This is a genomic window from Serratia sp. CoH_134_PS_4 (genome assembly GCF_058190535.1).
Window position 1 is genome coordinate 21,651 of the sequence record NZ_JBXWKI010000023.1, and the last position, 19,504, is coordinate 41,154.

The 19,504-nt window shown below is 49.8% G+C and carries 18 protein-coding genes and 3 tRNA genes; 5 read left to right on the top strand and 16 right to left on the bottom strand.

The features are described 5' to 3' along the window. Positions 1–2: 2 nt before the first annotated feature. From AC2FCQ_RS23740 to pncC, 8 genes are all read right to left on the bottom strand, one after another. Positions 3–76: transfer RNA gene (locus AC2FCQ_RS23740), tRNA-Arg, on the bottom strand. Positions 77–137: 61 nt separating this feature from the next. Continuing rightward, positions 138–214: transfer RNA gene (locus AC2FCQ_RS23745), tRNA-Arg, on the bottom strand. 3 nt (positions 215–217) lie between these two features. Then, a tRNA-Ser gene (locus AC2FCQ_RS23750) sits at positions 218–310 on the bottom strand. 310 nt (positions 311–620) lie between these two features. After that, positions 621–806 (bottom strand): carbon storage regulator CsrA, encoded by a 186-nt coding sequence (gene csrA, locus AC2FCQ_RS23755; protein ID WP_004091602.1) that lies wholly within the window; start codon positions 804–806, stop codon positions 621–623. A gap of 252 nt (positions 807–1,058) precedes the next feature. Further along, a complete protein-coding gene (gene alaS / locus AC2FCQ_RS23760; RefSeq protein WP_209635222.1) occupies positions 1,059–3,686 on the bottom strand; it encodes an alanine--tRNA ligase in 2,628 nt (875 codons plus the stop codon). Positions 3,687–3,819: 133 nt separating this feature from the next. Further along, positions 3,820–4,326, bottom strand: coding sequence for a recombination regulator RecX (gene recX / locus AC2FCQ_RS23765; RefSeq protein WP_209635221.1), 507 nt, complete (start codon positions 4,324–4,326; stop codon positions 3,820–3,822). A gap of 68 nt (positions 4,327–4,394) precedes the next feature. Then, positions 4,395–5,456 carry a recombinase RecA gene (gene recA, locus AC2FCQ_RS23770; RefSeq protein WP_209635219.1) on the bottom strand — a complete coding sequence of 354 codons (1,062 nt, stop codon included), beginning with the start codon at positions 5,454–5,456 and terminating at the stop codon, positions 4,395–4,397. A 112-nt stretch (positions 5,457–5,568) separates the two neighbouring features. Continuing rightward, positions 5,569–6,057, bottom strand: coding sequence for a nicotinamide-nucleotide amidase (pncC, locus tag AC2FCQ_RS23775; protein WP_265555761.1), 489 nt, complete (start codon positions 6,055–6,057; stop codon positions 5,569–5,571). A 252-nt stretch (positions 6,058–6,309) separates the two neighbouring features. Here pncC and AC2FCQ_RS23780 point away from each other — a divergent pair, with 252 nt between their 5' ends. Further along, positions 6,310–7,704 carry an MFS transporter gene (locus tag AC2FCQ_RS23780; protein ID WP_209635216.1) on the top strand — a complete coding sequence of 465 codons (1,395 nt, stop codon included), beginning with the start codon at positions 6,310–6,312 and terminating at the stop codon, positions 7,702–7,704. A 4-nt stretch (positions 7,705–7,708) separates the two neighbouring features. Here AC2FCQ_RS23780 and chbG read toward each other — a convergent pair whose 3' ends face one another. The 6 genes from chbG to AC2FCQ_RS23810 all read right to left on the bottom strand — a co-directional run bounded on the left by chbG (position 7,709) and on the right by AC2FCQ_RS23810 (position 14,010). Then, complete coding sequence (gene chbG / locus AC2FCQ_RS23785) at positions 7,709–8,470, bottom strand: chitin disaccharide deacetylase (protein ID WP_265555762.1); 762 nt, start codon at positions 8,468–8,470, stop codon at positions 7,709–7,711. A 152-nt stretch (positions 8,471–8,622) separates the two neighbouring features. Further along, positions 8,623–9,486, bottom strand: a complete 864-nt coding sequence (gene chbR, locus AC2FCQ_RS23790; RefSeq protein ID WP_209635212.1) for a transcriptional regulator ChbR — start codon at positions 9,484–9,486, stop codon at positions 8,623–8,625. Then, a complete protein-coding gene (locus tag AC2FCQ_RS23795) occupies positions 9,486–10,871 on the bottom strand; it encodes a glycoside hydrolase family 1 protein (protein ID WP_490309116.1) in 1,386 nt (461 codons plus the stop codon). Before AC2FCQ_RS23795 ends, chbR begins: the two co-directional genes overlap by 1 nt. Before the next feature lie 48 nt (positions 10,872–10,919). Further along, the gene (gene chbC / locus AC2FCQ_RS23800) at positions 10,920–12,281 is read right to left on the bottom strand and encodes a PTS N,N'-diacetylchitobiose transporter subunit IIC (RefSeq protein ID WP_209635208.1); all 1,362 of its coding nucleotides are present in this window, start codon (positions 12,279–12,281) and stop codon (positions 10,920–10,922) included. 11 nt (positions 12,282–12,292) lie between these two features. Further along, positions 12,293–12,610: a PTS sugar transporter subunit IIB gene (locus tag AC2FCQ_RS23805; protein ID WP_209635206.1), complete on the bottom strand. Its 318-nt coding sequence runs from the start codon at positions 12,608–12,610 to the stop codon at positions 12,293–12,295. Between the two features lie 485 nt (positions 12,611–13,095). Beyond that, entirely contained in the window at positions 13,096–14,010 is a 915-nt protein-coding gene (locus tag AC2FCQ_RS23810) for a LysR family transcriptional regulator (protein ID WP_209635204.1), read from the bottom strand. Positions 14,011–14,116: 106 nt separating this feature from the next. On the opposite strand from AC2FCQ_RS23810, the gene AC2FCQ_RS23815 reads away from it, so the two are divergent. Genes AC2FCQ_RS23815 through AC2FCQ_RS23825 form a run of 3 tightly spaced genes read left to right on the top strand, consistent with a single transcriptional unit; the run spans position 14,117 to position 16,974 of the window. Further along, entirely contained in the window at positions 14,117–14,920 is an 804-nt protein-coding gene (locus AC2FCQ_RS23815; protein WP_209635202.1) for an SDR family NAD(P)-dependent oxidoreductase, read from the top strand. A 36-nt stretch (positions 14,921–14,956) separates the two neighbouring features. Continuing rightward, positions 14,957–15,928, top strand: a complete 972-nt coding sequence (locus AC2FCQ_RS23820; protein ID WP_490309115.1) for an aldo/keto reductase — start codon at positions 14,957–14,959, stop codon at positions 15,926–15,928. 38 nt (positions 15,929–15,966) lie between these two features. Next, positions 15,967–16,974: an NHL repeat-containing protein gene (locus tag AC2FCQ_RS23825; RefSeq protein WP_265555766.1), complete on the top strand. Its 1,008-nt coding sequence runs from the start codon at positions 15,967–15,969 to the stop codon at positions 16,972–16,974. A 496-nt stretch (positions 16,975–17,470) separates the two neighbouring features. Here AC2FCQ_RS23825 and AC2FCQ_RS23830 read toward each other — a convergent pair whose 3' ends face one another. After that, on the bottom strand, positions 17,471–17,953 hold the full coding sequence (locus AC2FCQ_RS23830; RefSeq protein ID WP_490309114.1) for a hypothetical protein: 483 nt from the start codon (positions 17,951–17,953) through the stop codon (positions 17,471–17,473). 15 nt (positions 17,954–17,968) lie between these two features. Next, on the bottom strand, positions 17,969–18,166 hold the full coding sequence (locus tag AC2FCQ_RS23835) for a hypothetical protein (protein ID WP_490309113.1): 198 nt from the start codon (positions 18,164–18,166) through the stop codon (positions 17,969–17,971). A 282-nt stretch (positions 18,167–18,448) separates the two neighbouring features. Between AC2FCQ_RS23835 and AC2FCQ_RS23840 the strand changes: the two genes are divergently transcribed. Beyond that, positions 18,449–19,264 carry a deaminase gene (locus tag AC2FCQ_RS23840; RefSeq protein WP_490309112.1) on the top strand — a complete coding sequence of 272 codons (816 nt, stop codon included), beginning with the start codon at positions 18,449–18,451 and terminating at the stop codon, positions 19,262–19,264. Positions 19,265–19,504: the final 240 nt, after the last annotated feature.

Consider the following 19,504-nt stretch of genomic DNA (forward strand, 5'->3'; position numbering starts at 1 on the left):
GGTGCATCCAGGAGGATTCGAACCTCCGACCGCTCGGTTCGTAGCCGAGTACTCTATCCAGCTGAGCTATGGATGCACAGGAATTCTTTTTTGATACCGTATGGTACGTTGTTACTACCCCACCATACTGCAAAATATGGTGCATCCAGGAGGATTCGAACCTCCGACCGCTCGGTTCGTAGCCGAGTACTCTATCCAGCTGAGCTATGGATGCAAATGGCGGTGAGGCGGGGATTCGAACCCCGGATGCAGCTTTTGACCGCATACTCCCTTAGCAGGGGAGCGCCTTCAGCCTCTCGGCCACCTCACCATACGCTTCTTTCGAATTGTGCCTAACTTGCTTTAGAGAAGCTCATCGGCACTGCGTGGCGCACATATTACTTTCTCCGACTTTTAAGTCAAACAATTTTTCCCAACTCACGTGCGTTTGCACAATTCACGCTCAACATGGGCGATTTCACGGCAAAAAGAGTGTTTTATCAACAAGCCGCTACAGTGAAATAGCAAACAAAGTGAAGGAGAGAGCAGGAAGATTTTGCAGAAGAAGACAGGGAATGGTTTGTGATGGGTATAAAAAAGCGCAGTAGCGTCTCGCTGAGCAACGAGACGCTGCTTCGAAATCAGTAAGTCGTCTGTTGAGACTTCTCTGCCTGAATGCGCTGATAGATTTCTTCGCGGTGAACTGACACCTCTTTAGGGGCATTCACACCAATACGAACCTGGTTGCCCTTGACCCCTAACACTGTGACCGTGACCTCATCGCCAATCATGAGGGTTTCACCAACTCGACGAGTCAGAATTAACATTCTTTGCTCCTTGAAAGATTAAAAGAGTCGGGTCTCTCAGTTTCCCCGTCATTATCCATCATATGCTGTGAAAACGTAAGTCATGTTACCCACAATAAATGTAAGCAGACTTGGTCTCACCTCAGATAATGATAAGTTTAGCCGACCTGAAAAACTTTGTTCCCGGAATTGTAACCAAATTGTGTTAGCACAGTATAAAAACGCCATAATCAGTAATGAGTTATGGCGTTTGTAAGTGCTATTTATTTATATTCACAGTTTCGAGGCCACCCAGGCCTCTACGCTGTCTAATGCCGCTGGCAGGGCACTGACATCTGTTCCCCCGGCCTGCGCCATATCAGGGCGTCCGCCCCCTTTACCGCCAACCTGCTGTGCTACGTTACCGATCAGCTCGCCGGCTTTCACTCGGTCGGTCAGATCTTTGGTCACGCCAGCAATCAAGCTCACCTTATCATCAGCCGTAGTGGCCAGCACGATAATCGCAGAACCCAATTGATTTTTAAGATCATCAACCATGGTGCGCAGCATTTTGGCCTCAACGTTATCAAGCTGGCTGACCAACAGGCGTACGCCGTTAACCATTTTCGCCTTGCTGGACAACGATGCGCTCTCCTGAGCCGCCTGCTGGTCCTTCAACTGCTGTAGCTCTTTCTCCAACGCGCGGGTGCGATCGAGCACCATACGCACTTTGTCCGTCAGGTTGTTACTGTCACCTTTCACCAGATGCGCAACGTCCTGTAACAGATCGCTTTGCTGATGCAGAGTGGCAATCGCACCTTCACCGGTTACCGCTTCAATACGACGGATACCCGCAGCAGTCCCTGACTCACTGAGGATCCGGAACAAACCGATATCGCCAGTACGGCTGGCGTGAGTACCGCCACACAGTTCAGTCGAGAAGTCACCCATGGTCAGTACACGCACGCTGTCGTCGTACTTCTCACCGAACAGCGCCATTGCGCCCTTCTCTTTGGCATCTTCCAGCGCCATTACTTCAGTTTGCACAGGCAGGTTACGGCGCACTTGCTGGTTAACCAAGTCTTCCACCGCACGAATTTGCTCTGGCTTCATCGCTTCGAAATGTGAGAAGTCGAAACGCAGGTATTTATCGTTAACCAACGAGCCTTTCTGCGCTACGTGCTCACCCAGCGTCTGGCGCAATGCTGCATGCAGCAAGTGCGTCGCAGAGTGGTTCAGGCGAATACGATTGCGGCGAACCTTGTCGATCTGCGCGTCAACGCGATCTTTCACTTTCAGAGACCCCTGAGACAGCTTGCCCTGATGGCCGATGGCCTGGCCGTATTTCTGAGTGTCGCTTACCTCAAAATCAGCACCCGCAGCTTTCAGCACGCCTTTGTCGCCAACCTGACCACCGGACTCACCGTAGAACGGGGTCTCATCCAGCACCACTACGGCCTCTTCACCAGCGTGGATCTCATCCACTGGCTGGCCATCGCGGAACAACGCGGTCACCGTTGATTGCTGTTGTTCGTGGTCATAGCCGCTGAATTGGCTGGCACCATCAACACGGATCATGCTGTTGTAGTCAGCACCGAAGCCGCTGGATTCACGCGCACGACGGCGTTGTGCTTCCATTGCCTGTTCGAAACCAGCTTCATCCACTTTCAGGCCACGTTCACGGCACACGTCTGCAGTCAGATCGATCGGGAAACCATAGGTGTCGTACAAACGGAATGCGGTTTCGCCATCCAGAGTATCGCCTTCCAGCTTGGCTAGCGCCTCGTCCAGCAGGATCAAACCACGCTCCAGAGTGCGCGCAAACTGATCTTCTTCGGTTTTCAGCACTTGCTCAACCAGTGACTGCTGGCGCTTCAATTCGTCGGCTGCCGGCCCCATTACGTCGATCAATGGCGCAACCAGCTTGTAGAAGAAGCTGTCTTTCGCGCCCAGCATGTTGCCATGGCGAACAGCACGACGAATGATGCGGCGCAGCACATAACCACGGCCTTCGTTCGATGGCGTCACACCGTCGGAAACCAGGAAGGCACAAGAACGGATATGGTCGGCAATAACGCGCAGAGATTTGTTATTCAAATCTGTCGCACCCGTCACCTTGGCCACTGCGGCAATCAACTTGCTGAACAGGTCAATTTCATAGTTGGAGTTAACATGCTGCAATACTGCGGCAATACGCTCCAGGCCCATACCGGTATCTACCGACGGCTTTGGCAGTGGCAACATGGTACCGTCTGATTGACGGTTGAACTGCATGAACACAAGGTTCCAGATCTCAATATAGCGATCGCCGTCTTCTTCCGGGCTACCCGGAGGACCACCCCAAATGTGATCACCGTGATCGTAGAAAATCTCGGTGCATGGGCCGCATGGACCGGTATCGCCCATCTGCCAGAAGTTATCGGAGGCAAAAGCCCCGCCTTTATTGTCGCCGATGCGGATAATGCGTTCTGCCGGTACACCAATCTGTTTCTGCCAGATGTCGAAGGCTTCGTCATCGGTTTCATAGACGGTCACCCACAGCCTTTCTTTCGGCAGGTTAAACCAGTTTTCACCGGTCAGCAGTTCCCATGCGTAACTAATGGCATCGTGTTTGAAATAGTCGCCGAAGCTGAAGTTACCCAACATTTCAAAGAAGGTATGGTGACGTGCGGTATAGCCGACGTTCTCCAGATCGTTATGCTTACCGCCCGCCCGCACGCAACGCTGTGAGGTCGTCGCTCGGGAATAGGCGCGCTTGTCCAGCCCCAGGAAAACATCTTTAAATTGGTTCATGCCGGCATTGGTAAACAGCAATGTCGGATCATTGTCAGGCACCAGGGAGCTGCTTGCTACAACCTGATGGCCCTTACTATGAAAGAAATCGAGAAACGCTTGACGGATCTCAGCGGTGCTCTTGCTCATAATTTTCCCGGAAAGGCTAGAATAACGACACGTGAGCAAGATACGTGACATCCTGACGATGACATCTAGCTCACGAACAAAAAGTGGGGATAAGATAAATTTTCTTCAAGGGGAAGTAAAACCCCGTGTGCGTTCATTGCGCAAAATCACGGTAAATTGACTGAATTTCTTCCTGGAAGAAGCCACGATAGAGCAGATAACGCTGCACTTTGGCTTTCTCTTTCCAGTCCGTTGGTAGCTTGTCGCCAAATTTACGCTGCGCCACCTGTTTGGCCTGCTCACACCAGTCAATATCGCACTCTGCCAGCGCGGCCTGCGTTAGCTCTTTATCCACGCCTTTTTGCATCAGTTCAGAACGGATTCGCTGCGCGCCATAGCCTTTACGGCTGCGGCTACCAATGTAGCTGATGGCAAAACGTTGATCGTCTAGCCAATTATGCTGATAGCAATAAGCGATGACCTGTTCAATAACGGCAGGATCAATGGGTTCTTCAGGAACAGGGGCAGAGGATGCGGGGGTTTTGGTACCGAATTTGGCTTTCGCCATAAATGGCTGCGCCGCAAGCTTGCGGCGCAGTTCAGCTTCACTATGATCGCGTTGCGACAGCAGGCGCATGGCGCGGCTTAGCAAGTCATTCATTATTCAAGCCTGATTAAATTGATGTTCGTGCTGCCTTACACAACGGCACTCACGAACATCAGCAGCGATTAAAACTCTTCGCTGGTTTCAGCTTCATCGTCGAAGCCTTCATTAGTTGCAGAAACCAGTTCACCGCTGCTGTGCAGCAGCAGGTCACGCAGTTTTTTATCCAACTCAGCGGCAACTGCAGGGTTTTCTTTCAAGAAATTACAGGCGTTTGCCTTACCTTGGCCAATCTTATCGCCGTTGTAGCTATACCAAGCGCCCGCTTTCTCGATCATCTTGTGCTTAACGCCCAGATCGACCAGCTCACCACGGCTGTTGATGCCTTCACCGTACAGGATTTGGAACTCAGCCTGCTTGAACGGAGCTGCGATTTTGTTTTTTACCACTTTAACGCGGGTTTCACTGCCGATGACTTCGTCGCCTTCTTTCACCGCGCCGATACGGCGGATATCCAGACGGACAGAAGCGTAGAACTTCAATGCGTTACCGCCGGTGGTGGTTTCCGGGTTACCGAACATCACACCGATTTTCATACGGATCTGGTTGATGAAAATCAGCAGCGTGTTGGCGTTTTTCAGGTTACCGGCCAGCTTACGCATGGCCTGGCTCATCATACGTGCTGCCAGACCCATATGTGAGTCGCCGATTTCGCCTTCAATTTCTGCTTTTGGCGTCAGCGCGGCTACGGAGTCAACGATGATCACATCAACCGCGCCAGAGCGGGTTAAAGCGTCACAGATTTCCAAGGCTTGCTCACCCGTATCCGGCTGAGAACACAGCAGGTTGTCGATATCAACGCCCAGCTTTTTCGCATAAACCGGATCCAGCGCATGCTCGGCATCGATGAACGCACAGGTTTTGCCTTCGCGCTGCGCCGCAGCAATAACCTGCAGGGTCAGCGTCGTTTTACCGGAAGACTCCGGACCGTAAATTTCAACGATACGACCCATTGGCAGGCCGCCCGCACCCAATGCGATATCAAGTGACAGTGAGCCGGTGGAGATCGTTTCTACGTCCATAGAACGGTCTTCACCCAGACGCATGATGGAGCCTTTGCCGAACTGTTTCTCAATCTGGCCCAGTGCCGCAGCTAGCGCCTTTTGCTTGTTCTCATCAATAGCCATTTTTGCTCCTTCGTTACGCAATGTCGGTGTTACCCCACACTGCCACTGAATGTATGTTGTGCAGGAAATGTCACTAATTATACTGTATGGTCATACAGTATCAAGCCTAATTTTACAAAAATTCATCAAGGGCGGTTTGCAGCGCGAAAATCGTCGCCTGAAGCCGCACTGCATCACGATCGCCGGCAAAATGCATCTTACGCGCCAACACCCGCCCAGAGCGTTCAGCGAAGCCAAACCAGACAGTACCCACCGGTTTTTCCGCACTGCCGCCATCCGGTCCGGCAATACCACTGACCGACAGTGCCACGTTGGCCCGTGCCGCATGCAATGCTCCCTGCGCCATTTCACGCACCACTTCTTCGCTCACTGCACCGTGCGCCGCCAATGTGTCTTCAGCCACGCCCAGCATCTCATGTTTCGCGGTATTGCTGTAGGTGACAAAACCACGATCGAAATAGGCGGAACTGCCGGCAATATCAGTGATTGCTTTGGCGATACCGCCGCCAGTACAAGATTCCGCGCAGGTGATCCACTGACCATTGGCCTTCAGTTTTTCCCCTACCACCATGCTGAGTTTACGCAGTTGGTTTTCACTCATGACCTCTCCTTAGCGAATCAAGGTATATGCGCCCGATAGTAGCATTTATCAACCTTGCCTGAGGGGGGTGATGACAGAAATGCGCGGCACTTCGCAAGGGGTGCGGTGTTAAGCCGCGGGCCAAACTGCTAGTATCGAAGGTAAGGCCCGAGTTAACGGGCAGTGTTTTGCATGAGGGATATCACCGGATTGCCTATGCCACCAGCATAGCCAGCTCCAGGGCAAATCAGAATAAAAGATTAGGATGATAGAGTGAAAAAAACGTTAGGTGTTTTCTTTCCGTTGTATACCACCACCCTACTCATGCTATTGGGTTCAGGGCTACTCACGACGTACATATCCTTGCGTTTAACCTCTATCCACGTAACCGGTGCGTTGATCGGTGCGCTTATCGCCGCCAACTATATCGGCTTGGTGATCGGCGGCAAAGTCGGTCATTTTCTGATTGCTCGCGTCGGGCATATCCGCGCCTACGTCTCCTGTGCCGGTATAATCACGGCCGCAGTGCTGGGGCACGGACTGACGGAATACATCCCCGTGTGGGTCGTACTGCGGTTGATTATCGGCTTGTGCATGATGTGTCAATTCATGGTGCTGGAAAGCTGGCTGAACGATCAGGCGGAATCCAACCAACGCGGCATGGTTTTCGGCTTCTATATGGCAGCCACCTATCTGGGCATGTCATTGGGCCAGGTGGTCTTAATGCTGCAGACCAATCTTGGCATCGCCACGTTGCTGGTTATCGCCCTGTGCTTTGCGCTGTGCTTGGTTCCTATCGCCCTGACAACCCGCACCAACGCCCGCCATATGTCACCCGCGCCGATGGAGCTGCGCTATTTTATCGGTGCTATACCCAAAGTACTGGCGACCACATTGGTGATCGGTATGGTGGTCGGTTCTTTCTATGGGCTTGCGCCGGTGTACGCGAGTATGCAAACGCTGACCACTCAGCAGACTGGCTTGTTTATGGCGATAGCCATCTTTGCCGGGCTGGTGGCCCAGTTCCCGCTCAGTTGGCTGTCGGACCGCTACAACCGCACACTGTTGATGCGTATCAACGCTATTTTATTGATCGTCGCATCACTGCCGCTGGCACTGGTGCCGCACATTGACTTCCCGGTGTTGCTGGTGTTGGGCTTTATCGTCAGCATGTTGCAGTTCACGCTGTACCCACTGGTGGTCGCTCTGGCGAACGATTTGATCGAACCGGAACGGCGCGTTTCTCTGGCGGCCTGTTTACTGATGGCCTTCGGGGTCGGTGCCAGTATCGGCCCTTTGGCTGTCGGTGCGCTGATTGAGCCATTGGGTGGCAATATTCTGTATGCCTTCTTCGCGCTTTGCGGTGTGTTGCTGGTCGCCTTCAGCCGGACGGTAAAACAGGACGAATCGCAGTTCGTGCAGGATGCACCATTACCCCATATTCCCCTGCCGGACAGCCTGACCAGTTCCCCGTTGTCCCCAGCGCTGAACCCAACGTTTGATGAGCAGATCATCCATGACACTATGCCACCACCGGAAGCGGCCCCTGATCCGATAGAACGACAGGACACGGACGCATCAGGGGAAGAGGAATCTGAAACGCCTATCCCCCAAGGGGCCGATCCCGATGAGGATACCGGGCTGAAAAAAGCGCATTCGATGCTGTAAGTTATTACAGATCCAGGAAAGAGCCCAAACGATAGCCACGCTCCGCTATCGCGTTTTTAATGCCTGGCGATGTCAACACCTCCACTTCGGCAAGCCGCGGGTAGCAATACTTGCTCGCCAAAATGGTTTTATCCAGAAACGCCGGATGGCACATCATCTCTACCGATCTCGCACCGCGCTGGTCAGTACGTTCAAGCACCTGCAAAAACAACGCCTCGGATATCCCTTCACCATAAAAACCAGCATCAAACCACTCGGTGCTGTGATCGTAGTGCAACGGAATATCTTGTCGTTCCACGTCCTGGCGCCCTATGCGCAATGGGATGGATTTGGATTGGGCAAATGCCTCCACCAGCGGGTAAATCTGCGGCAGCATATGCACATGATGGTGGCTATCAATGTGGGTTGGCGCGCGACCAAACACGGCAATAAATTTGTCGTATTGGCTCACCAACTCATCATGGATTTCATTCAGATCAAGCCGTGCAGTTTCGGCCCTTTCCCATAGCCACTTGCCCAGTTCCCCACGTTCATTCACCAACGACGGCATGGCGGTCAGCGGATGCCCATGGGTCAAGACAAAGTGCAGACCAATCTGTAACCCAGGATAAAGCTGACTGAGCCTGGCGGCATGCAGTATATCCGTGCTATTGACCATCGCAGTAGTTGAAGAGACAACGCCATAGTGAAACGCCTCAATAACGCCATAATTCTGGCCCTTGCTCAGACCAAAATCGTCGGCATTCACTATCAGTAACTTTTCCATTTTGGCATCCATTTAACAAATTTTTGGCAAGGGAATACCGTCCGTCAGGTACGGCAGTTCCCCTTCGCTTAAGCAAAGAAATTTATTTTGTCAGGCTATTGCCGGCCTGAAGGTATTCGGAATATCAGCGTTAATGCTTATCGGGAGCGGCCCTAAATCGGGCCGTAGAACTTTTTTCGGTAATTACCTGGCGTCACTTCCGTAAGTCTTTTAAAGTTTTTAATAAATAAGCTCACGTCGCCATAACCAGAGTCAAAGGCAATATCCGAAACCGAATAGTTGGTGACCTCAAGCTGCGTTTTGGCAAAGTTGATGCGGATTTCATTGATCACCTGCATTGGCGTTTTATGGTAATAACGCCGCATTGCCCGAGTCAGGTATTCCTGCGTTTTCCCCGATAATTCAACCATATTGAGCAAGGCTTTTTCACCGAACATCGCTTTATCATGCATGCCTGCCAACGTATTCTTCAGCCACTGCGGGATATCACCCCCCTCGCCGCTATCTTCTTTATAGTGGCGAATACGGCTGATGATATAAAAGGTCAGTGTTTCCAGAAACTCAGCAAAATCATCCTCGCGAAACTGCGGTGACCCCACCACCGACTCAATATACGCAAGGAATTCATTCTTCAGGCTATACGCCTGAGAAGCGACGAAACAACGTGGCAACTGTTGCAGATAGTTCTCTTCAAAGAAAACCTTGCCGATAGCCACGTTGAAGATTTTTGCGGCGCCAAACTCATAAAAACTTTGATGATGCGAACCAATAGGGATAAAAACAAAGTCCCCTCGCTCCAGCAGCACTCGTTTGCCGTTAATCTCCTGGTAGCATTTACCGCTCAGGACGATAGTGAACTCGTAGTAGTCATGCTGATGTAGCCCGGTAGCGCTTTCCACTTTGTTATAGATAAACAAATGGAAGTCTTTGCAGTTAAAGAAATCCTGCTCCCGAATCAGCTTAACGTCGTTCGCATTTAGCGAAACCAGGTTCTCAGACACCGCGTGCGCCCTCATTAGTCAAAGCCATTTTGCCTGGCTGTCTCGGCAAACCAATAACCGCTTTTCTTAATCGTGCGTTGTTGGCTTTCTCGCTCCAGCCGCACTAACCCGTAGCGATTCTTGTAGGCATTCAGCCAGGACCAGCAGTCAATAAAGGTCCATAAATGGTAGCCTTTGCAGTTGGAACCTTCTGACAATGCCTGATGCAGCCATTTCAAATGGTCGCGAATGAAATCGATTCTATAATCATCTTCCACCCGGCCGTTGGCGCCGATAAAAGCCTCTTCCCCCTCAACGCCCATACCGTTTTCTGAAATATAGCAGGGAATATTGCCGTAGTTTTCCTTCAGATCCATCAGGATGTCATACAGGCCTTTCTCATAGATCTCCCAGCCACGGTGCGGGTTAATCTTGCGTCCCGGCATCTCGTAGAAGCTGAACACATCCTCCGGCATGGTCACTGGGTCTTCCGCCCGGTAGCCTTCCTTCGATTTGACTCTACGCGGTTGGTAGTAATTGACACCCAGAATATCCACGACCCCGTCGGCAATCAGCTGCGCGTCTTCCGGCATCGTCTGCGGCAACAGATCATGGGTGCGCAGTAAATTCACCAGGTCGTCCGGGTAGCGCCCCTTGGTTACCGGGTCGAGGAAACTCTTATTCAGCAGCAGATCCGCATAATGCGCCGCCACGCGATCTTCTTCACTGTTCGAGCGAGGATAAGTCGGGCTCAGGTTCAAAATAATGCCTATTGTGCCTGCATTACCCAACGCCCTGAACTCACTCACCGCTTTGGCATGAGCCAAAACGCTGTGATACGCCACCGCGATCGCTCTTTTGAAATCGACCACACAAGGATAATGCAGGTCGTTCAGATACCCAGCTTCCACCGGTACAATCGGCTCATTAAAGGTGAACCAATGGGTGACTCTATCGCCAAACAAGCTGAAGCAGATTCTGGCGTAACGGGCATAAGCCTCAACAACGGCCCGATTTTCCCAGCCCCCTTGCTGCTGCATACACATTGGCATATCGAAGTGGTAGAGATTGATAAATGGCGTGATGCCTTGGGCTAGCAGGCTGTCGATCATCGCATTATAAAAAGCCACTGCTTTTGGGTTCACTTCACCATCCCCCTGCGGGATCAATCGAGACCAGGAGATGGAGGTTCGGAAAGTATTATGTCCGAGAGTCTTTAACAGCTGGATGTCTTGTTGGAAATTGTCATAAAACGTGGAGGTTTCGGACGGGCCAACCTGATGATGAAAACGCTCAGGTGCAATCCCATACCAGTAATCGAAGATATTTTGGCTTTTGCCATCCCGTGCAGATGCCCCTTCCGACTGTGGTGCAGAGGTGGCACTGCCCCACCAGAAATCGTCAGCAAATTGATAGTTCATCCAAAGGCCCTCTAAAACTGGGGCAGAAAAGTCTGCCCCAGACTGCAGTTAGAATTTCAACGCCTTGGCGATGTCTTCTTCGCTTTCCGTCGCTTGATCGATCTGGCTCTGTGCTTTGTTGGAGATCATGACGAACGGCAGGTAAATCAGGGTCGCTACACCCAGGTTGAAGAAACTCAACAGCATGGCGACGATACTGCCGTTGGTGTTGAAGAATGCCCCCAAACCCACCGGCATGGTCCAGGGTGCAATATTGGTGATTGGCGGAATCAACCCGGTGTAATAAGCCACCGTGGTGATAATCGTCAATACCGGCTGAACCAGAATAAACGGAATAAACATCACTGGGTTCATGATGACTGGCAGGCCGAACAGGATGGGTTCGTTGATCTGGAAGATGCCTGATGGCGTTGCCAGCTTAGCGACCTGGCGATAATCCTCGCGGCGTGAAGCAATAAAGATAGCGATAATCAGGCCCAGCGTTGAACCTGTCCCGCCCAGGTAGATGTAGGAGTCAACGAATGGCTTCGCCCACATGTGGAACTCTTTACCCGCAGCCACCGCAGCTTCAACAGAACCGTACTTGTTGTAAAGTTCGACGTTTTCCAATGCGAATGGCGTCATGATACCGCTGTCCAACGCAGCCAATGCCATCGAACCATGCACCCCGAAGAACCACAGCAGTGAGGAGAACATGACATATACCCATCCCACCACGCTGCCCATTTTCGCCAACGGCGCAGAGATGCTGTCCATGATAATTTGGTGGAAGTTGGTTCCCCACAGCGTAAGGCAGTAAGCCAGCACGCCCATGATGGACAAAATGAGGAAGCCCGGGATCAGTGCAGAGAACGAGCGCGACACTGAAGAAGGTACACTGTCTGGCAGGCTGATCACCCAGTTGCGGCGAACCACAAAGGTAAACATCTCGGCCACGACCAGGCCGATCACCATACCAGAAATGATGTTGGCACCCCCTAGCCAGTTAGCGCCAACGGCATAGGCCTCTCCGACACTGAACGGGGTAACAGTCATAAAGGCAGCCACCGCCAGCAACGCTGCCGCTAATGGGTCGACCTTACGCTCTTCAGCCAAAGCCATACTGATAAAAAATGGCGTCATCAGGGACATAATGCCCAAGGTGCCGTTATAAACGCTGCCTCCGATGGCCTTCAAGCCATTGAGCGTTTCAATGGTGGACGGATCCAGCCGCACCCCCAATGAAAAGAAGAATGATCCTTCACCGAAACTGAGAAACACGTTGTTGATCAGAACGAACATCGCCCCAGTCAACGTCAGTGGCATTAAACGAATGAACCCGTTTTTGATGGCATTAACATGGGGCTGTTTACCAATTTTCACAGCAAAAGGCAGTATGACCTTTTCCAACGAGGCAATTAACGTATTCACGGCAGACCCCTTTATTGGTTAGCTTTTTTGATGGTGGCGACCGCAGCCTTCAACACCCCAAGGCCATCGAGCTTGCCGTATAAACCGGAGTCGATCACTTCGACGGGCTTATTGGGTAACTGTTTTTGCACTTCGGCGAGCGTGTAGGCAATCTGTGGCCCCAGCAGGATCAAATCTGCTTCAGCGCCCTTTTCTGCCGCCAGCGCCTCAGGATAAGCGGCAATGATCACCGGCACTTCGTACTTCTCGGCTTGCGCTTTCATTTTTGAAACCAGCAGGGAAGTCGACATACCAGCAGAACAAAACAGATAGATTTTTTTCTTTTCCATACCAAGTCCCTCAAGATAATCAAAAAAGCCCCGTGTCATTTGTTTGCCAGATGCAATAGTTATTGCCTCACGCACATTCCTTATGAAAACTTCCGTTACGTTGCCCTGGTTGCAGACAGTATACGGAGGCATTGAAGTGGACCGGTAAGCCACCAGCACAAAGAACCGTCTCTGCTTGACCTACCAGATTGACCCTCTTCACATTTCATATAAAAAAATAGTGTGACCTGACTCACAAACAACCTTTAATTACTGAATTTATTCGCCATAAATGAACAAATAACAATTATAAACAATAAGTTATAAACATGCAGAATGTTTATGGATAATTCCATGCGCAGGGTCATTCATCGGTTGATTGGTGAACAGAAATAGTTCGCCCTTGATTAGCGTGCATCATCAAGATAAGACGAGACAAGCGGTGGCAAAGAGTCGGTGTTTTTGAGGGAAAGGCATTCGACGGACCAGCCACAGGCAGAGCAAGATTACGCTTCGGGACTGATCGTCTGGCTGGGATAACGCACTACGTTAATTACCGTAGTCAATGCGACGGGGTGGTTTCTGCGGTTCGGATAGTAAAGATAAAAACCTGGGAAGGGTGCGCACCAATCGGCCATCACCCGCTCCAGCCGCCCTGCTGCCAGATGTTCCTTTACTTCTTCCTCGATGGCGAACGCTATACCTGCATGCGCTAATGCGGCTTGCAACATCAGTCTTGCATCATCAAATATCAGCGGGCTATTCACCGAGACGGAAAGTATCTGGTCGCCTTTTTTAAACGTCCATTTATAGAGCTCTCCCGAAGCAATCTTTCGCCATCCAATACAGCGATGATTCAACAGGTCTTCGGGGTGGTTTGGCTTTCCATTCTGTTGGAAGTATTCAGGCGTTGCCACAATAGCCATACGTAAATCAGGCGTGACGCGCACAGCTCGCATATCGTTGTGTAGATCCTCGCCAAGCCGGATGCCGGCATCAAAGCCTTGTTCGACAATATTGGCAAATCCCTCTTCCGCCACAATTTCCAGCGTAATACCGGGGTAATCGCGGGCCAAGAGCCCCAAATGCGGCACCAGCGCAAGTTGGATAGCCGTTCGGGACGCATTGATCCGAACCACGCCCTGTGGCCGATCGCGAAAGGTATTCAAGCTCTCCAGCGCCGTATCGATATCGGCAAATAGCGGGGCCAACGTCGTCAGCAAATGCTCGCCCGCCTCAGTTGTTGATACGTTGCGGGTGGTACGATTCAACAAGCGAATGCCAAGCTGCGCCTCCAAATCGCGCATGGTATGACTGAGCGTCGGCGGTGTAACCCCAAGCCTGGCAGCGGCTCGCCTGAAACTGCGCTCTTTGGCGATGGCCACAAAGGCCGCCAGCCCTGACAAGTCGGTTTTTTTCATTTGATTGATATAAATAATTTAACAGTGAGATGAATTTTTAACGGATAGTTATCCATTTCGTAACAACATAGCATGGTTAGGTGTTTAATCACTGGGTATTAATGCTATGACTCAATACGCTGATTCTGTACATACCACCCCGCACAAACGCCTGGAAGGCAAAGTTGTCCTGGTCACCGGAGGGGGGACAGGTATTGGACGCGCCGCAGTACTGGCCTATGCGCGAGAAGGCGCAAAAGTGGCTTTGGCTGGGCGTCGTTCCGCAGAGATAGATGCCACTGCTCATGAGGTTATGCTCGCTGGCGGAGAGGCGCTGGCCGTCGTGGCGGACGTTTCGCAAGAAGAGGATGTCCGCCGCCTGCTCACCACAGTGACCTCTCACTACGGGCGGCTTGACATCGCTTTCAACAACGCCGGCATTCTCGGCAATTTTGTCCCTATCCATCAGCAAACTAGCGCAGATTTCGATGCGGTGATTGCCACCAATCTCAGGGGCGTCTGGTTATCGATTAAGTACGAGGTTGAGGCTTTTCTGGCGCAAAACTCAGGCGGTGTGATCGTCAATACCTCGTCCTGGCTTGCCAAAGGCGCGCTGGCTGGCTCATCAAGTTACTCTGCCAGCAAGGGAGCACTCGATGCGCTGATCCGTGCGATAGCACTCGAATATGGCAATCACGCTATCCGGATTAACAACATCAATCCCGGCATCATCGACACACCGATGGCCCATAGCAGCCTATCTGATCCATCCGCTTTCACCCCGTTCATCTCGCATACGCCTGCCCAACGATTGGGCCAGTCTGAAGACATCGGCGATGTCGCCGTCTGGCTCTCGACGGATGACGCCCGCTTTGTCACCGGGCAAAGCATTTTGGTCGACGGCGGTTACACCATCGCAGGAATGCGCTGAAAGCCACCACTATCGACAGCCCCTGGAGGTAAGACGATGAACTACGTTCGCCTTGGTCATAGCGGCCTGAAAGTTTCCAGACTTTGTCTGGGGTGTATGACCTATGGGGAACCGACCTGGCGCCCTTGGGTATTGCAGGAGGAGCAAGCTCGCCCTTTCATCCAGGATGCACTGGAATCCGGTATTAACTTTTTCGACACTGCAAATATCTATTCCTCCGGCGAGAGCGAACGTATTCTCGGGCGCGCGCTGAAGGACTTTGCGCGCCGCGACGATATGGTGATCGCTACCAAGGCGTTCTTCCCGATGAGCGAACACCCCAACAACCGCGGGCTATCACGCAAACATATCATTCAAAGCGTTAATGCCTCGCTACAACGCTTGGGGACAGATTATATCGATCTGTTCGTGATACACCGTTTCGATGAGGAAACCCCGATTGAGGAAACGGCCGAAACGCTCGATAACCTGGTGCGTGCCGGCAAGATCCGTTACCTCGGTGCGTCTTCAATGCACGCCTGGCGTTTTATGAAAATACTGGCGTTTCAACGTCATAATAATCTGGCCAGCTTTATTTCCATGCAAAGCCAATACAACCTGGTCACACGCGAGGATGAGGCGGATTTACTCCCGCTTTGTCTGGAGGAAGGTGTCAGCCTGACCCCTTGGTCGCCGTTGGCAAGGGGCTTACTGGCCGGCGCGAGAAAAGCCGGGACGCTTCGGGCCGAAACTGACGAACAAACTCCACGCTGGTACGGCGGCAGAAATGAAGTGGAGCACACCATTAAGGCAGTTGAAGCCATCGCGACTGCCCGCGGCGTACCAACGGCACAGGTCTCTCTTGCATGGGTGTTAGCCAAAGAGTCAGTTGCCGCCCCCATTGTAGGCCTGTCCAAGTCACACCATCTTCAAGATGCACTCAAAGCGCTCTCACTCACGCTGTCAGATGAGGAACTCGCAACACTTGAGGCTCCCATGAACAAACACGCTCGCCCCCAACGGTGGTAGTACTTCGCTCTACCCTTATCAAACTCAGGAGAGGCCGGATGTTATACGCAATAAGATATCGCACGGCGCTGGCCGCGCTAACAGCCCTACTATTCGCCATCGCAACGCCTGCGGCTTCCGCGGCCGTTTCTCCAAACGCCACCTGCACACCGACCAGCATGACTTTACCGCCAGGCGCGCTGTACCCTAATGGCATCGCCCGCGCTTCCGACGGAACCCTGTATGTTGGCTTAGTGACTAGCGGCCGTATCTTGCGAAAACGGCCGAACGAGAATTGGGAGACCTTTTTTTCCGGCGCCGAAACGGTTTTTGCCTCAACCACGCTGAGATTGGATGAACAGCGTGGGTTGTTATGGGGAAACTCCCCGGACTTCCTCCCCACAGGACAAACTCGTGCCCATCGTGTTTTTGCCCTGAATGTCTCGGATGCGACGATTAACCGCAGTCTAACCTTACCGGAAGGAGGAATGGGTAATGACTTGGTTATCACCAAAGATGGCACGGTTTATCTGACAGAAACCAAAGCAGGAAGCATCATGAGGCTTCGTCCTGGGGAGGCCAATTTTCAGATAATTTTCCGTGACAAACGCCTGGCTGGCCCCAGTGGCATCGGCGCTGCAGGTATTGTTCTGATAGATGACAAGGTGATGGCGATTGCCAATTTTGGCAGCGGGAAGCTCTACACCCTGAGCTATGGGGAGGAACAGCCGAGCCTGTCAGAAATCCTGCTACCAAGAACCATCGAAAACCCAGATGGAATGGGATTGGCACCAGACGGCTCTCTTATCGTACTCGAGAATGGGATTAACAGCGGTCAGGGTAGAATCCTGCGAATTTCCGATCCGAGTAGCACTGGCTTACACCGCATTGAAATCATCCGTGAAGGTATGGAGTCCCCGGTCAACCTGGACATCACCCCACAGGGCTGTGCCTTTGTCAGCGAAGCCCGCATTCGCCACCGTTTACTCGCCGGACACGAGGCCGAAGTCCCCGACAGCTTCCGCATTTACCAACTCCCCCTGCCTTTATCATCCGCCACTCACTGATACTCCCCTCGGGCTTGATGAATGATGGCAACCTCAAGCCCGCCTGTAGGCAATGTCCTTATTTCCCCATATTCTGATGACATTACAGCGAAAAATACGTTCTATCGATTGCACCGCTATTCTCTGGCTTAAAAACCAACTTTGCGCAAAGCTCCCCATTTTTACCTGTGACAGCCGATTGCCCGCTGGGCCAGTATAGCGGCAGTATTAAGGGCTTATTGATCCTTACCGCCGTCAACCACCAGCCCACGGCGTGGTTTTTTTGCAACGGCCTGAACCCTAATGATGGCACCCAACATCACAACCAACTTTAAATTCAATGGATTGGAAACAGTAATCTTATGAATAGCACCAATAAGCTCGATTCACACACGCCCATGATGCAGCAGTACCATTTTTCAATGGTTAAACTGTTGAAATTGAGGCAGAAAGCGATTGCTAAGTAGGTTCTAGCTTACTGATGGTATACATTTTTGTATGGTGATTGCGGTTGACTTTAAGCGGAAATCATATCATCCGACTTAATAAACCCACTTCTTTTTGATAAAGGATTGTTGATATCTTTGGGGTCTGGAAAAGGGTTGTGAACTGAGCTAAATGCAATTATTAATAATTTTTTCTTGGTGCTTGGATCATACCATTTATAATGAACTATCGCAGACGAAGTCTGACCTAAAATATTCAAAATTCTGATTTTACTTTCTGTTTTGACTATATGTGTAGCAAATGGTCCTACATGATAGTGCCAAAGATTACAGCTTTTATAATATGTTAAAGCAAGGGATGATATGTTTACATTATTAGCATCAGTCCATGAAGGCTTATTTTTCCCTTTTAGAGCATCTCCAAACTTTACAGCAACAATAAAATCACCCAGCAAATCCAATTGTTGAGTGTTCAAGGATAGAAAATCTGTAAAATAAATACTTTTTTCACTGCTTGAACGGAAATCTTTATGATAAAAAACTTCTGCCGGCATAAATTATAATTACCATTAGTTATAATGTAACAATTCAACACTAACTAATGTAGTCTGATGTTCCGCAACAGCTCGTGCATGTTCTTCCATGATAAGCCTTTTTGTTTCTTCACGAGTTCGTCCAGTAGGTACTGGTATCATATCGTTTTCAGTAACATTTCCGCTTCTGGATATTAGAAAATGCTGAACTTCTGATATTTTTTTAATATTCATTTGGTGATACCTCGCTTTAAATACCCTCTAATTATCCTCTTTATACAACAAATTGTCAAGGCTCGCGGATAAAAATCAACCAATGGCAATGTAATTCTGAATTCCTGAGTAAGCCATTGAATAAAAAGACAAAATAATCCCCTTTTCATTAATCCAAATCTTTTAAATTTAATAATAAAGATTTATTATGTGTATTGATATTATAAAAACCTCAAATAGTAAACAAAATTATTTTTTAATTTATAAATCATCGGTAAATAAAAAGGAACATTAGGAGATAATATGACAGAAAGTGAACTTATACATTATATGGAAGAGTCTTATAATCAATTATGTAAAAGCACTGCTAAAATAAAAGTAGGAGCTATAATAGTATTAAACAAATCTATAATTTCATATGGATTTAGAGATAACGGTATTCATGCAGAAAGAATGGCTATTGAAAGTGCAAAAAGCAATGGCTTTGAACTTGACGAGGCTATTTTATTTACCACTTTAGAACCCTGTATTGAAATGTCTAACACTCAGAAAAAACAATGCTGTGCAGATTTAATCATCGAATCAGGAATAAAAAAAGTATACATAGGAAGCTATGATAACAATGTAACTGTTAATAGAAAGGGCTGGAAGCGATTAAAAGATAATGGGATCATAATCAAGGATTATAATCATGACATAAGGGAAAGAATAAAAAAAGAGAATATTGTATTTGAAAATTTTTTTGAAAAGGGTACTGGTCCCAAAGGTGGTGCTAAACTTTATCATAAAAATGGAGTTGATTTTGAAATTCAGTTATCTGAAACTGACCATAGAAGTGTAACGATTCGTTTTAACACTTGCGGTAAAAAATCCGTTTACGGGTATGCAATTATGCCTGTTGAATTTGCTCATGCGATTTATGCTAAAAACTTTGATGACATAGACGATCCCGGTGCCTACAACTTTGACTATTGCGCCAAAATCAAGACAGATGAAATTGGTATATTTTCCTCTCCACATGCCTATATTCTTGTTAAACCTGTAGAAATAGAAAGTGGTCCCGATTACGGTGACAATGATTACTTTGTAAAATTTGATTATGAAGTCCGTATTCGCTAATTAATAAGCAAGGGCTAACTCATCTAAGCTCCGCTTCGTTGGGTTCCCTTGTTTTTCACTCTTCGGTTGTAAAAGAAAGTCAAAGTCGAATCTAATTCATTAACATGAATTGCATTTCCATTATAAGTATATTATGTGTAATCAAAGAATTGCTCACTATAAGCGGCTTTGTTGAATAAATCAGATTTCGGGTAAGTCTCCCCCGTAGCGGGTTGTGTTTTCAGGCAATACGCACGCTTT